The following is a 12,623-nucleotide window of genomic DNA, read 5'->3' as shown; positions in this document are numbered from 1 at the left end:
AAGTTGAAACCGAAAGCCGATCCCGTGCGGCAGGAACCTGTGACAGGCTTGCTGTCCGAACCCCGCCGCCGCCGTATCCTCGACTGGATCCAGGAGGAAGGCTCGGCCCGTGTCCGCGAACTGGCGGTTGCCTTCCAAGTATCCGAAGCCACGATCCGCCAGGATCTGGAACGCCTGGAACAGGACGGCCAGATCACCCGCGAACATGGCGGGGCCTTTCTGAACACGGTGCCGGCGCAGGTCGGCACCATGACATTGCACCATCAGGAAAACATGGATCAGAAGCGCCGGATCGGCGTTCTCGCCGCCGATCTGGTCAAGGATGGGGAAACGATCATCCTCGACGCCGGAACCACCACGACGGAAATCGCCCTCCGCCTTGTGAACCGCCGAAACCTGACCGTCATCACAAACGCGCTGAACATCGCGATCATCCTTGGTGCCGTTCCGGGAAACGCCGTCCACATGCCGGGCGGGCAGTTCAAGGCCCCCACGCTTTCGCTTTCGGGTGACAAGTCCGTCGACTACTTCCGCAATATCTTTGCCGGGAAACTGTTCCTGGCCACTGCGGGCGTCGCGCTGGATGCCGGTTTGACCTATCCCTCCTTCGCCGACCTGCAATTGAAAGAGGCGATGATCAAGGCGGCCAGCAAGGTCTACCTCGTGGCCGACAGCACCAAGATCAACAAATCCAGCTTCACCCGCTTCGGCTCGCTGGAGATGATCCATTCCTTCATCACCGATTCCGGCATTTCAGACTCCGATGCCAATGCATTCCGCGCACGCGGGATCGAGGTTCTGATCGCCTAGCGCGCCGCGCTGGCGGTCACACGGTGAACCGCTGGTTCTCGCCCAATTCGGCCGCTTCGGGGGCCAGCAGATCCTTCGCCTCCCAGACCAGTTCCACGATCGCGCCGCATCGGTCAGGGCGTTCTTCCGGGGTCAGGAAGGGATCCGAGGCATTGGCAAAGGACAGTTCCGCCCCCGTCCGTTCCAGCAAGGTCTTGGCGATGAACAGGCCCAGACCCATGCCTTCATATTCGGGCCTCTTCTCCAGTTCCTGCGCCGATCTGCGCGATCTGACAAAGGGATCCCCGATCCGGCCGATGACCTGGGGCGGATAGCCTTCGCCATCATCGACGATGCGGATGGTGATGCGCCGGTCGGTCCATTCGCCATCCACCCAGACGGTCGTCCGCGCGAAGTCGACGGCATTCTGGATCAGGTTCCGCAATCCGTGGATCACCTCGGGCCGACGCAGGACGGTGGGCTGCCGTTCGCTGCCCGATGGCCCGGGCGCTAGCGAGAATTCCACCTGCTTTCCCCGCCCCATATGCGGCTCTGCCGCCTCGCGCAGCAGCGATGCCAGCGGCGCCTGCCGCAGATGCAGGTCGTCCTTTCCCGCTCGGCCCATGCCGCGCAGGATATCGCGGCATCTGTCGGCCTGATCCCGGATCAGCCTGGCATCCTCCAGAAGCTCGGGGTGATCGCCCAGTTCTTCCATCATCTCGGCGCTGACAAGCTTGATCGTGGCCAGCGGCGTGCCCAGTTCATGCGCCGCAGCCGCCACCACCCCGCCCAGATCCGTCAGCTTCTGCTCGCGCGCCAGCGCCATCTGCGTCGCCAGCAGTGCATCCGACATGGATCTGATCTCCATCGCGATCCGCCGCGAATAAAGGCCCAGAAAGACGATCCCGATCACGATCGCCAACCAGAACCCGAACTCGAACACAAGCGGCACGCGCAGCATCTCTCCGTCCGCGAAGTAAAGCGGCACGTTCACGAAAGAGATCAGCGAGGTGAAGAGGATGGCCAGCGCACCCAGCAGAAGCGTCGTCCGCAGTTCCAGTGCCGAAGCGGAAATCGTGACCGGCGCAAGGATCAGCAGCGCAAAGGGATTTGTCAGGCCGCCCGTCAGATAAAGCAGGAAGGAAAGCTGAGACAGGTCGAACAACAGCGTCAGCATCGCCTCGAATTCCGAAAGGCGCTTGTTCTCCGGATAGACGAAGATCGAAATAAGATTGGCGATGATGGATGCGCCCACGGCCATGTAGCAAAGGCCAAGCGGAAGCTGGATGCCATAGACATGATGCGCGACAGTGATCGCGGCCAGTTGCCCGGTGATCGCCATCCAGCGCAGCAGGATCAAGGTCCGCAGGCGAACCCAGTCGCTGCGGGTGTCGCGTGCGAAAAGGCCGAGGCTCGGGTTGATCATGGGCGTCTGTTTCTCATGCGCGACAAAGTTACGGATTGTTCCTGCGCCCCGAGTTGGCGATGAATGCAGCAGGGAATGCAAGGAACTTCAGGATGAGCAAACTTTATGCTGGTCTGGCGGCGGCGGTCGTCGTGGGCATGGTCGGTGGCCTGTTTGCCTACGGTCAGCTTGGCAAATCGGATGATCGCTTTGCCGAATGCCGGGCAGGGGCGGTTGGCGGTGATATCGGCGGGCCTTTCACGCTGGTGAATGGTGATGGCGCGACCGTCACCGAAAAGGACGTGCTTGCAAAACCCAGCCTTGTCTATTTCGGTTATACCTTCTGTCCGGATGTCTGCCCTCTGGATAATGCGCGCAATGTAGAAGCAGTCGATATCCTGGAAGAGCGCGGCTTTGACGTCACGCCGGTATTCATCTCCATTGATCCGGCCCGTGATACGCCCGAGGTGGTTCGCGACTTCGCGGCGAACCTTCATCCCAGGATGATCGGCCTGACTGGCAGCGAAGAACAGGTCAAGGCCGCATCCCAGGCATACAAGACCTATTTCCGCAAACAGGATTCGGATGATCCGGATTACTACCTGGTCGATCACTCGACATTTACCTACCTCGTCCTGCCCGAGACCGGCTTCGTGGATTTTTTCAAGCGGGATGAAACCGCCGAACAAATGGCCGAACGCACGGCCTGCTTCCTGACGCATTGACCTTTGGTTCAGTTTGACGCTGCCGCCATTCCCGCCTACCTTTTGCGGCAAGAACAGAACAAAGGGGAACCCGATGGCTGACGACCTGATTGCCGAGCTTGGCGCGGACCGTACGCTCCTGCTCGTCGATGATGACGAACCCTTTGTGAAGCGGCTTGCAAAGGCGATGGAAAAGCGCGGTTTCGTCCCTGAAACGGCGGAAAGCGTGGCGGCTGGCCGGGCCATCGCCATGGCGCGGCCCCCTGCCTACGCCGTCGTCGATCTGCGGCTCGAGGATGGAAACGGACTCGACGTCGTGGAAACCCTGCGCGAACGCCGTCCGGATTGCCGGATCGTCGTTCTTACCGGATATGGGGCAATCGCAACGGCCGTCGCCGCGGTAAAGATCGGCGCCACGGATTACCTGTCTAAGCCGGCAGATGCCAATGACGTGATGAATGCGCTTCTGTCCCGCACGGAAACCCTTCCCGCTCCGCCGGAAAACCCGATGTCGGCGGATCGCGTGCGGTGGGAACATATTCAGCGCGTCTATGAAATGTGTGATCGCAATGTATCGGAAACCGCGCGTCGCCTCAGCATGCATCGCCGGACTCTGCAGCGCATTCTGGCAAAACGCAGCCCCAAATAATCCCTTTATTGAATTCGCGGCGCAATTCGGCAATAACGGCAGGCATTCGCCATAAGGAGTGTGCCGAAATGAACCTCGACCTCAATTCGATGTCGCTGAAGGAATTGAAGGAACTTCAGTCACAGGTCGGAAAGGCAATCGCCGGTTTTGAAGACCGCAAGAAACGTGCGGCCCTCGCAGAACTGGAGGAAAAGGCCCGCGAACTCGGTTTCTCCCTGGCCGAATTGACTGGCGCGACCGCCCCGCGCAAGCGTGCCCCGGCTTCGGCGAAATACGCAAATCCAGCCGACAAATCGGATACCTGGTCCGGCCGCGGGCGCAAACCGCGCTGGTTTGCCGATGCATTGGCTTCCGGCAAAAAGCCCGAGGACATGGCGCTCTGATCAGGCCGCTGATTCGAGCCATTTGAGAAAGGCCCTGGTGGCCGCGCGCTGCGGCCCCGGGCTTGTGACGATGAAATAGGCGGGCAGGCGATCCTTGCTGTCATGCAGCAGGATCAGCCGCCCTTCTTCCAGATCATCCTCCATCAGCGCCAGGCTTTCCACTACTAGGCCCAGCCCCTGGCGCGCCGCGGCAAGCGACAACTCCTCGTTGACAAAATCCGTGCGGCTCAGGGTCCGGGGATCCAGACCAAGACTGCGAAGATAGTTCTCCTGCTCGGGCCAGTCGCGCGCCAGAATCCATTCCATCTCCTGCATCTCGGCAGTCGAAAGGTTCTCGCGCCCATCCAGCAGGTCGGGCGCGGCCGCAATGGCCATCCGCGCCGGGGCCAGAAATCGCGCGGTCACGCCGGGCCAATCGCCGTTGCCATAGCGGATGCCCAGATCCATGCCATCGCGCCGCAGGTCCGAAACGCGCGCGTCGGGATGCAGGGACAGGGCGATGTCGGGATGCAGGTCCCAGAAATCCTTCAACCGTGGCATGAGCCATTGGCTGGCGAAACTGGCCGTCAGCGTGATGCGCACCGGGCGATCCGATCCCCCGGCCCGCAGGGCGGCAACGCCCGATGCGATCGTGCCGAACCCGTCCGCCAGGGCCTGTGCAAGTTGCTGGCCTTCCGCGGTCAGCGCCATCCCGCGCCCATCCCGCGCGACCAGTGGCGTATCCATCAGCGCCTCAAGCGCGCGCACCTGCTGTGCCACCGCCGCATGGGTGACATTCAACGCCCGCGCCGCCTGGGAAAAGCCGCCAAGCTCCGCCACGGCGGCAAAGGCGCGCAGGGCAGAGAGCGGGGGAAGATCACGCCAGTTGATCGCCATATGATAGCCAGACTAACAGTTTTGAAAGTTTTCTGATTAGGAGATAGCAACAGAAAAGGCTAGAAAAGCCAAGTCCAGCGAATGGAAAGGGACATCAGATGTTACAGATCATTGCAGAAGCGCTGCTTCTGGCCACCGGCCAAAGCTTGCAGCACCAGACGAACCACAAGCGCCGCCCCGCCCCGCATGACGGCAGCCGCGGCGCCGAACGGCCGGGCCCCTTCACCCCGCCCAATCAACTGGGTGGCTGAACCGTGCAGGCTGCCAGCAGTTGTTCATGCCTTGCCACATAGTCCGCCCGCACCACAGCGGGCGGACGAAGCCGTATCTCCAGACCGCGCAGGATCAGCGCATCGGGCTTGCCGAAGAAACGATCCGCCTCTTCCCCTGAAAACCCGGCGATCTGCACCGCTTCAAGCCAGGCCGAGATCTTGTCGGCGGCCTTGATTGCCTTCTTGATCGCAGGCGGCAGCGTGGCCGGCAGCCCAAAGCGCAGATGCACCGCCGCCGTCAGACGCTCGTCCAGCGCCCCATAGTCCGGCCCGATGGCGGCCTTCACCGGGCTGATCATGTCGCCGATCACATATTCCGGGGCGTCATGCAGCAGCGCCGCCAACTGCCACCGCGTCGCTATGCCGGGATTTGCGCGGCTGAAGATCATCTCGACCAGCAGCGAATGTTCCGCCACCGAATAGGGCCAGTCGCCCCGTGTCTGGCCATTCCAGCGCGCAACGAAGGCAAGCCCGTGCGCGATATCCTCGATCTCGATATCCACAGGCGTGGGATCCAGAAGATCCAGCCTGCGGCCCGAAAGCATGCGCTGCCAGGCGCGGGGTTGTTTCATGACTGCGCGGCCTTCCCCTGTCGTCCTTCCGTTAATCACCGTTCCATTGTCGGTGACGTCATCCCGTGCTATCTGCCGCCCCAAATAAAGGTTCAAGGAGCAACGGCACATGCCGCAGGATTACATCGTCAAGGATATCGCGCTTGCCGAGTTCGGGCGCAAGGAACTCACCATCGCCGAAACCGAAATGCCGGGCCTCATGGCCTGCCGCGAGGAATTCGGAACGTCGAAGCCGCTGAAGGGCGCGCGGATTGCCGGCTCGCTGCACATGACGATCCAGACCGGTGTGCTGATCGAAACTCTCGTCGCCCTTGGTGCCGATGTGCGCTGGGCCTCGTGCAACATCTTCTCGACCCAGGATCACGCGGCCGCGGCGATTGCCAAGGCGGGCGTGCCGGTCTTCGCCATCAAGGGCGAAACGCTTGAGGAATACTGGGAATACACCGACAGGATCTTCCAGTTCGGCGGCGAAGGCGGCACCTGCAACATGATCCTCGATGATGGTGGGGATGCGACGCTCTACATCCTTCTCGGCGCGCGGGTCGAGGCGGGCGAAACCGATCTGATCGCCGTCCCGACCAGCGATGAGGAGGTTTGCCTCTTCAACCAGATCCGCAAGCGTCTGGCGGCCAGCCCCGGCTGGTTCACCAAGCAGCGCGCCGCGATCAAGGGCGTGTCCGAGGAAACCACCACCGGCGTGCATCGCCTGTATGAACTGCACAAGAAGGGTGAACTGCCCTTCCCGGCGATCAACGTGAACGACTCTGTCACCAAGTCGAAATTCGACAACAAATATGGCTGCAAGGAATCGCTGGTTGACGGTATTCGCCGCGCGACCGACACGATGATGGCGGGCAAGGTTGCCGTGGTCTGTGGCTATGGCGACGTGGGCAAGGGTTCCGCCGCCTCGCTCCGCGGCGCGGGTGCGCGCGTCAAGGTGACCGAAGTCGATCCGATCTGCGCCCTTCAGGCCGCGATGGACGGGTTCGAGGTGACGATCCTCGAAGATGAGGTGAAATCCGCCGACATCTTCATCACCACCACCGGCAACAAGGACGTGATCCGCATCGAGCATCTGCGCGAGATGAAGGACATGGCCATCGTCGGCAATATCGGCCATTTCGACAACGAAATTCAGGTGGCCGCCCTGAAGAACCACAAATGGACCAACATCAAGGATCAGGTGGACATGATCGAGATGCCTTCGGGCAGCCGCATCATCCTGCTGTCCGAAGGGCGCCTTCTGAACCTTGGCAATGCCACGGGTCACCCCTCCTTCGTGATGTCGGCCTCCTTCACCAACCAGGTCCTCGCGCAGATCGAGCTCTGGACCAAGGGCGCGGAATACGTGCCGGGCGTCTATATCCTGCCCAAGCATCTGGATGAAAAGGTCGCCCGCCTGCACCTCAAGAAGATCGGCGTTCGTCTGACGGAACTCCGCCCCGATCAGGCCGCCTATATCGGCGTCAAGCAGGAAGGCCCCTTCAAGCCGGACCACTATCGCTATTGAGCCGACCGGCCTCGATTGGCCCGCCATGCCCCGCCAGACCGCGTGTCTGGCGGGGTTTTTCCTGACCAGTCGATAAATCCTTTTGCATCCCGTGGTCCGCCCCTTAAGATTTCTATGCGGTTGCAGGACAGCCGATGACGTTCAGGGAGTGATTGAAGGCCATGAGCAAACGAGCCGAACTGATAGCGAAATACGCCGAAGATTTGAAAACCAAATGCAAGATGACGCCTGACATGGCCTTGCTTGAAAAGGTGACGATCGGCTGCGGCCCTGCAATCTACAGCGCCGACAGCGAAACCGTCGCAGGCTCCGACCAATCGGAACTCGAAACGGTGAAGAAGAACTTCCTGATGAAGAAGCTGGGCCTGCCGGATTCGCCCAAGCTGATGGAAGCGATCAATGCCGTGATTGATACCTATGGCCGCTCCGAAAGGAACAAGTATCGGCCCGTGGTCTATTACATGCTGGTCAAGCATTTCGGCAAGGAAAAGGTCTACGGCTGACCGGCCCGTCCCCTTCAAGGCATCCCATCCCCTGCCGGGTGGGTGCCTTTGACTAAAATGCCGCGTACTATGCCTTTGCTTCTGCGGTCGAATCCGGCCATCCTCAGACTAGGGCAGCAAGTCCGGATCCCTTCTTCATATCACGCGCGGTGCACGGGGGGCGCGTGGGGTGGATGGGGGGCTCCGTAGGGGTGCGGGCCCCCCATTTCCGTTCATCCTTCCAACCCGCCCAATCGGCACACGATCTGCCATTCCGCGTCAGACACCGGCTGAACGGACAGCCGTGTGTTTTTCACCAGCGCCATCTGCTCCAGCCCCGGCTCCAGCTTGCAACGGTCCAGCGAAACCGGGCGCGGCAGGGGGCGCACGGCCTTGACCATCACGCAATCCCATCTGGGATCATCCGTCGTGCTGTCAGGGGCGCTTTCGCGGATGACTTCCACGATCCCGACAATCTCCTTGCCGATGTTGGAATGATAGAAGAACCCAAGATCGCCGCACCGCATGGCGCGCATGTTGTTGCGGGCCTGATAGTTCCGCACGCCGGTCCATTCCTCGCCCGCCTCTCCCTTGGCTGCCTGTTCTGCCCAGCCAAAGACGTCCGGCTCTGATTTGAACAGCCAGAAGGGCATCAGCCGATCACCTTCTTCCATTCCCGCAGGTCGACTGACTGGAACAACCCCGCCTTCGCATAGGGATCATTCGCCGCCCAGTCCTGCGCCTGTTCCATGCGGTCCACCGACAGCACCACCAGCGATCCGCACATCTCGCCTGCGGCATTCAGAAATGGACCGGCCATCTCGACCAGACCCGAAGCCTCGATATGCGCCAGATGGGCCGCGCGGTTCTCCTGCCGGACATGCAGATGCCCGGGCTTGTCGATGCAGATCAGTGCCACACGCATGGATCACTCCTTCTTCAGCGGTCTGGAAAGCAGGGTCTGCATCGCAGTGGAAAGGTCAAGCCTGCCCTCGATCAATGCAGCAACCATGGCCGTCACCGGCAGGTCGATTCCCGCCTTTTCGGCAATGTCAGAGACTGCTTTCGCCGTCGCCGCACCCTCGACCGTGATTGAAGGATCGAACCCCTTCCCCGATCCGAGCGCCAGCCCGAACCGGAAGTTCCGCGATTGCTCCGACGTGCAGGTCAGCACCAGATCCCCCAGCCCCGAAAGCCCCGCCAACGTTTCGGCTTTCGCCCCCCGGGCGGTCGCAAGGCGCAGCATCTCGGCATAGCCCCGCGTCATCAGCGCCGCGCGCGCACTGTCACCCAGACCGGCCCCGATCACGACGCCCGCCGCGATGGCGATCACGTTCTTAAGCGCCCCACCCAGTTCCGCACCCAGCACGTCATCGCTGCGATAAAGCCGCAGAACCGGGGTCGAAAGCGCCGCCTGCAGGCGTTCGGATGCAGCGTCATCCGCGCAGGCCAATGTCAGCGCGGTGGGCAAACCCCGCGCGATATCCGCCGCGAAACTCGGCCCGGTCAGGATGGCCGCCACGGATAGGGGGCAGCAGGCGGCCAGGATGGCGGAAGGCCCGGTCAGGGCCGCCAGGTCGATCCCCTTGCAGCAGGCAACCAGCGGAAGGCCGTTCAACTGCCGCCCCGGCCCGGCAAGCAGCGGGCGCAGGGATTGCATCGGCACCGAAAGCAGAACCATGTCCGCAGCCGCAAGATCCCCCATTTCCGCTGTAACAGTGACGTTTCCGGGAAGATCGACGCCCGGCAATCGCGCCTCGTTGCGCCTTGTTCGTTCCATCTCGGCCACCTGCGCGGGATCACGTGCCCAAAGCGTCACCCGCCGCCCCTCACGCCCAAGCGCGATGGCAAGCGCCGTTCCAAAGGACCCCGCGCCTGCAATGCCGATCATGCCTTTGCCCCCTTCTTGCCAGACCCGATCATCGGCGCGGCCTGGCTGTCCAGCGGCCATCGCGGGCGGGCGACAAGATCCGCCTCATCGCCAAGCCCGGCGCGGAAGCGTTCGATCCCGGCCCAGGCGATCATGGCGGCATTGTCGGTGCACAAGGGCAGGGGCGGGGCGATGAACCGCACATCAACCTTGCTTGAAACAGTCTCTAACACCGCCCGAATGGCCCTGTTCGCCGCGACTCCCCCGGCCACGGCCAACGCCGGCTCTGCCGGTGAAAGCGCCAGATAGGACAGCAGCGCGCGCCCTGTCTTTTCGGCCAGGACCGCCGCCACCGCCGCCTGGAAACCGGCACAGAGATCCCGCCGATCCTGCACCGTGATCCCGCCCTTCTCGGCCACAAGGGCATCGCGGGCCCGCAGCAGGGCAGTCTTCAGCCCCGAAAAGCTCAGATCGCAGCCGGGCCGGTCCAGCAGGGGCCGGGGAAAGACGAAACGCCCCTCATCGCCCAGCGCGGCCTCGGCCTCCACGCTCGGCCCGCCCGGTTGCGGCAGGCCCAGCAGCTTGGCCGTCTTGTCGAAGGCCTCTCCCGGCGCGTCATCAATGGTTCCGCCCAGCCGATGAAACCTGTCCACGCCTTCCGCGATCAGGAACTGGCAATGCCCGCCCGAAACCAGCAGCATCAGATAGGGAAAGGCCAGCCCATGCGTCAGCCGCGGGGTCAGGGCATGCCCGGCCAGATGGTTGACACCGATCAGTGGCTTTCCCGCACCAATCGCAACCCCGCGCGCCAGCATCACGCCAGACAGCACCCCCCCGATCAGCCCGGGCCCCGCCGTCACAGCAACCCCGTCCACATCGTCAAGCCGCAGCCCGGCAAGATCCAGCGCCTTCTCCACGCAGTCATCCAGCTTTTCCGCATGAGCCCGCGCCGCGATTTCCGGCACGACGCCGCCAAAGGCGGCATGCAGCGCCGTCTGTCCCTGAACCACCGAAGAAAGCACCTCGGGCGCCTGCCCCGGGCGGGAACGCACGATGGCGGCGGCGCTGTCATCGCAGCTCGACTCGATTCCAAGGAAGGTCAGCGTTGTCATATCCGTTGCCCGCAGGGTTCTTGCCGGGGTAACACCCCAGACATGGCCCCGCAACACCAGCCCACGCCCATCCTCCTCACCCGCCCCGCCGCGCAAAGCGATCGCTTTGCCGAAGAACTGGCCGTCCGCTTCGGTTCCGCACTTCGCCCCGTCATCAGTCCGCTGATGGTCACCCGCATGATTCCGGCAGAGTGGCCGCCCGCCGATTACATCGCCGTCATCCTCACCTCCGAAACCGGGGCCGCCGCCGCCGGTCGCCTGCGGCAGGAAGGAAATACCCTGCCGCTGCGCGCCATCTGCGTGGGCGACAGAACCGCCGCTGCTGCCCGCAGCGCCGGCTTCACGCCCGAGTCGGCAAGTGGCGACGCCGAGGCGCTTCTCGCCCGCATCCTCGCCTCCGATGAGCCAGGCCCCTACCTGCACCTTCGCGGAAAGGATGCGCGCGGCGACATCGTTCCAAGACTTCTCGCCAAGGGGCGATCTGCCCATGCGGCCGTGGTCTATGAACAGGCCCCCCAGGAGCTGACCCCTCAGGCACGGTCCCTTCTGGCAGGGGTGCAACCGGTCATCGTGCCCCTCTTCTCGCCCCGCAGCGCGCTGTTGCTGGCCCAGAACGGCCCCTTCACGGCGCCGCTCTGGATCGCAGCGATCAGCCCGGCCGCCGCCGCCCGCGCGCAACAGCTGTCGCCGCAGCGCCTGGAACTGGCCGCTTCGCCAGATGCGCCCGGAATGCTTGATGCCCTGTCCCGGCTCATTCCCGAACCCTCTGCTTGAACCTGCAAGCTTAGGGGGATTAGGTTAGGTCAGAACCGCCCCGGCGGGGTGGCGAAAGGAGCCGGGCATGGCCAGAAACAAGACCGAAGAACCCGCCACCCAGCCGGAAGGCGATCTGATGGACGTGGTCGAGGCGACCGATCCGCAAAAGCAGGCTGAACCAGCCAGCGAAGACGCGCCGCCCCCTCCCGCAGAGCCGCAGCCTGCGCCGCAGAAGGAAATCCCTGCGCCAGCGCCGGCCCGCCAGGGCGGGGCAGGGGCCTTCTTCTCGATGGTGCTTGGTGGTGTGGTCGCCGCGGGCCTTGGCTTTGGCCTTGCCCGCGCCATGCCGGATCTTCTGCCGATTTCCGGCGGGAACGACTCTGTCACCGATGCCCTGGCAACACAGGCCCAGGAAATTGCCGCGCTGCGCGAGGCCGTGGGCGCCCTACCGCCCGCCGCGGCACCCGATCCGGACCTTTCCGCAGGTCTTGCCGATCTAGGCTCGGCCCTTCAGGCGCTGACAGACCGCGTGCAGTCACTGGAAGCGCAGGTCACCGATCTTGCCGGGAGGCCTGCCCCGTCAGGCGGGGCAGTTCCGCCCGAACTCGCCGCCGATCTTGCCGCCCTGAAGGCGCAGGTGGCCAGCCTTGGCGCTGGCGGCAGCCTGCCCGCCGATGTCATCGCCGCAGCCGAAGCCGCAGAGGCCCGCCTCAAGGCCGCCGAAGAAAGCGCCGCCGCCATGGCGGATCAGGCCAGGATCACCGTCGAAGCCACGCAGCGCGAAATGGCGATCGACAGGATTTCCGCCGCGCTGGATAGCGGGGCCGCCTATGCATCGGCCGTGGCGGATCTGCCCGAAGGCACGGTTCCCCCGGCCCTTGCCGATCACGCCGCCTCCGGCCTTCCGACGGTGGCAGATCTGTCGGACAGTTTCCCGCAAGCCGCCCGCGATGCGCTCGAGGCCGCGCTGCGCGCCAATATGGGCGAAAGCTGGACGGAACGGGTGGGCAGCTTCCTGCGCAGCCAGACGGGCTTTCGGTCCCTTTCCCCGCGCGAAGGGAATGATCCCGACGCGATCCTGTCGCGCGCGGAGGCTGCCCTCACCGCGGGCCGCGTTGCCGAAGCCGTGGCAGAACTGCAAGCCATGCCCGAAGCCGGCCAACCGGCGCTGGCAGACTGGCTGGCCCAGGCCCGGATCCGGATCGAAGCCGAAAGCGCGGTTGCCGCCCTTTCGGCCAACTGA

The 12,623-nt window shown here is 63.6% G+C and carries 16 protein-coding genes; 9 read left to right on the top strand and 7 right to left on the bottom strand.

The annotated features are described in order from the left end of the window. Positions 1-3: 3 nt before the first annotated feature. On the top strand, positions 4-810 hold the full coding sequence (locus tag G5V65_RS02120) for a DeoR/GlpR family DNA-binding transcription regulator (protein WP_206526622.1): 807 nt from the start codon (positions 4-6) through the stop codon (positions 808-810). A 16-nt stretch (positions 811-826) separates the two neighbouring features. On the opposite strand, the gene regB is transcribed toward G5V65_RS02120, so the two are convergent. Then, positions 827-2,215 (bottom strand): sensor histidine kinase RegB, encoded by a 1,389-nt coding sequence (gene regB, locus G5V65_RS02115; protein ID WP_165046758.1) that lies wholly within the window; start codon positions 2,213-2,215, stop codon positions 827-829. A gap of 92 nt (positions 2,216-2,307) precedes the next feature. Between regB and G5V65_RS02110 the strand changes: the two genes are divergently transcribed. The 3 genes from G5V65_RS02110 (at position 2,308) to G5V65_RS02100 (ending at position 3,930) form a co-directional block, all read left to right on the top strand. After that, on the top strand, positions 2,308-2,919 hold the full coding sequence (locus G5V65_RS02110; RefSeq protein ID WP_165046757.1) for an SCO family protein: 612 nt from the start codon (positions 2,308-2,310) through the stop codon (positions 2,917-2,919). 73 nt (positions 2,920-2,992) lie between these two features. Next, complete coding sequence (locus tag G5V65_RS02105) at positions 2,993-3,547, top strand: ActR/PrrA/RegA family redox response regulator transcription factor (protein ID WP_165046756.1); 555 nt, start codon at positions 2,993-2,995, stop codon at positions 3,545-3,547. 68 nt (positions 3,548-3,615) lie between these two features. Then, positions 3,616-3,930: an H-NS histone family protein gene (locus G5V65_RS02100; protein ID WP_165046755.1), complete on the top strand. Its 315-nt coding sequence runs from the start codon at positions 3,616-3,618 to the stop codon at positions 3,928-3,930. Here the strand turns inward: G5V65_RS02100 and G5V65_RS02095 are convergent, their stop codons facing one another. Further along, positions 3,931-4,806, bottom strand: a complete 876-nt coding sequence (locus G5V65_RS02095; protein WP_165046754.1) for a LysR family transcriptional regulator — start codon at positions 4,804-4,806, stop codon at positions 3,931-3,933. It abuts the gene before it with no gap. A 98-nt stretch (positions 4,807-4,904) separates the two neighbouring features. Here G5V65_RS02095 and G5V65_RS02090 point away from each other — a divergent pair, with 98 nt between their 5' ends. Beyond that, on the top strand, positions 4,905-5,057 hold the full coding sequence (locus G5V65_RS02090) for a hypothetical protein (RefSeq protein WP_165046753.1): 153 nt from the start codon (positions 4,905-4,907) through the stop codon (positions 5,055-5,057). Here G5V65_RS02090 and G5V65_RS02085 read toward each other — a convergent pair. Continuing rightward, a complete protein-coding gene (locus G5V65_RS02085; RefSeq protein ID WP_165046752.1) occupies positions 5,042-5,650 on the bottom strand; it encodes an HD domain-containing protein in 609 nt (202 codons plus the stop codon). The genes G5V65_RS02090 and G5V65_RS02085 overlap by 16 nt on opposite strands. Before the next feature lie 109 nt (positions 5,651-5,759). Here G5V65_RS02085 and ahcY point away from each other — a divergent pair, with 109 nt between their 5' ends. Together ahcY and G5V65_RS02075 are read left to right on the top strand one after the other, a co-directional pair. Next, on the top strand, positions 5,760-7,160 hold the full coding sequence (ahcY, locus tag G5V65_RS02080) for an adenosylhomocysteinase (protein WP_165046751.1): 1,401 nt from the start codon (positions 5,760-5,762) through the stop codon (positions 7,158-7,160). A 161-nt stretch (positions 7,161-7,321) separates the two neighbouring features. Continuing rightward, complete coding sequence (locus tag G5V65_RS02075) at positions 7,322-7,663, top strand: DUF2853 family protein (protein ID WP_165046750.1); 342 nt, start codon at positions 7,322-7,324, stop codon at positions 7,661-7,663. Positions 7,664-7,875: 212 nt separating this feature from the next. On the opposite strand, the gene G5V65_RS02070 is transcribed toward G5V65_RS02075, so the two are convergent. The 4 genes from G5V65_RS02070 to tsaD are packed head-to-tail and all read right to left on the bottom strand — an operon-like array spanning position 7,876 to position 10,624. After that, positions 7,876-8,295, bottom strand: coding sequence for an EVE domain-containing protein (locus tag G5V65_RS02070; RefSeq protein ID WP_165046749.1), 420 nt, complete (start codon positions 8,293-8,295; stop codon positions 7,876-7,878). After that, on the bottom strand, positions 8,295-8,567 hold the full coding sequence (locus G5V65_RS02065; protein ID WP_165046748.1) for a YciI family protein: 273 nt from the start codon (positions 8,565-8,567) through the stop codon (positions 8,295-8,297). Before G5V65_RS02065 ends, G5V65_RS02070 begins: the two co-directional genes overlap by 1 nt. 3 nt (positions 8,568-8,570) lie before the next feature. Continuing rightward, positions 8,571-9,533, bottom strand: a complete 963-nt coding sequence (locus tag G5V65_RS02060; protein ID WP_165046747.1) for an NAD(P)H-dependent glycerol-3-phosphate dehydrogenase — start codon at positions 9,531-9,533, stop codon at positions 8,571-8,573. Continuing rightward, positions 9,530-10,624 (bottom strand): tRNA (adenosine(37)-N6)-threonylcarbamoyltransferase complex transferase subunit TsaD, encoded by a 1,095-nt coding sequence (gene tsaD, locus G5V65_RS02055; RefSeq protein WP_165046746.1) that lies wholly within the window; start codon positions 10,622-10,624, stop codon positions 9,530-9,532. Before tsaD ends, G5V65_RS02060 begins: the two co-directional genes overlap by 4 nt. Positions 10,625-10,666: 42 nt before the next feature. Here tsaD and G5V65_RS02050 point away from each other — a divergent pair, with 42 nt between their 5' ends. Together G5V65_RS02050 and G5V65_RS02045 are read left to right on the top strand one after the other, a co-directional pair. Continuing rightward, complete coding sequence (locus tag G5V65_RS02050) at positions 10,667-11,398, top strand: uroporphyrinogen-III synthase (protein WP_165046745.1); 732 nt, start codon at positions 10,667-10,669, stop codon at positions 11,396-11,398. A 67-nt stretch (positions 11,399-11,465) separates the two neighbouring features. Then, on the top strand, positions 11,466-12,623 hold the full coding sequence (locus G5V65_RS02045) for a COG4223 family protein (RefSeq protein ID WP_165046744.1): 1,158 nt from the start codon (positions 11,466-11,468) through the stop codon (positions 12,621-12,623).

Origin of the sequence: Paragemmobacter kunshanensis, assembly GCF_011059185.1 — a bacterium.
Classification (GTDB): domain Bacteria; phylum Pseudomonadota; class Alphaproteobacteria; order Rhodobacterales; family Rhodobacteraceae; genus Paragemmobacter; species Paragemmobacter kunshanensis.
Note: the sequence above shows the minus strand (reverse complement) of the source record. Positions and strands in the feature narration are given on the sequence as shown.

Bases quoted from the DNA above. Each gene is read 5' to 3' on its own strand.
- G5V65_RS02095 (WP_165046754.1), bottom strand. From the start codon at position 4,806: ATGGCGATCAACTGGCGTGATCTTCCCCCGCTCTCTGCCCTGCGCGCC.
- G5V65_RS02105 (WP_165046756.1), top strand. From the start codon at position 2,993: ATGGCTGACGACCTGATTGCCGAGCTTGGCGCGGACCGTACGCTCCTG.
- G5V65_RS02050 (WP_165046745.1), top strand. From the start codon at position 10,667: ATGGCCCCGCAACACCAGCCCACGCCCATCCTCCTCACCCGCCCCGCC.
- G5V65_RS02085 (WP_165046752.1), bottom strand. From the start codon at position 5,650: ATGAAACAACCCCGCGCCTGGCAGCGCATGCTTTCGGGCCGCAGGCTG.
- G5V65_RS02100 (WP_165046755.1), top strand. From the start codon at position 3,616: ATGAACCTCGACCTCAATTCGATGTCGCTGAAGGAATTGAAGGAACTT.
- G5V65_RS02045 (WP_165046744.1), top strand. From the start codon at position 11,466: ATGGCCAGAAACAAGACCGAAGAACCCGCCACCCAGCCGGAAGGCGAT.
- regB (WP_165046758.1), bottom strand. From the start codon at position 2,215: ATGATCAACCCGAGCCTCGGCCTTTTCGCACGCGACACCCGCAGCGAC.
- ahcY (WP_165046751.1), top strand. From the start codon at position 5,760: ATGCCGCAGGATTACATCGTCAAGGATATCGCGCTTGCCGAGTTCGGG.
- G5V65_RS02070 (WP_165046749.1), bottom strand. From the start codon at position 8,295: ATGCCCTTCTGGCTGTTCAAATCAGAGCCGGACGTCTTTGGCTGGGCA.
- tsaD (WP_165046746.1), bottom strand. From the start codon at position 10,624: ATGACAACGCTGACCTTCCTTGGAATCGAGTCGAGCTGCGATGACAGC.
- G5V65_RS02090 (WP_165046753.1), top strand. From the start codon at position 4,905: ATGTTACAGATCATTGCAGAAGCGCTGCTTCTGGCCACCGGCCAAAGC.
- G5V65_RS02075 (WP_165046750.1), top strand. From the start codon at position 7,322: ATGAGCAAACGAGCCGAACTGATAGCGAAATACGCCGAAGATTTGAAA.
- G5V65_RS02065 (WP_165046748.1), bottom strand. From the start codon at position 8,567: ATGCGTGTGGCACTGATCTGCATCGACAAGCCCGGGCATCTGCATGTC.
- G5V65_RS02110 (WP_165046757.1), top strand. From the start codon at position 2,308: ATGAGCAAACTTTATGCTGGTCTGGCGGCGGCGGTCGTCGTGGGCATG.
- G5V65_RS02060 (WP_165046747.1), bottom strand. From the start codon at position 9,533: ATGATCGGCATTGCAGGCGCGGGGTCCTTTGGAACGGCGCTTGCCATC.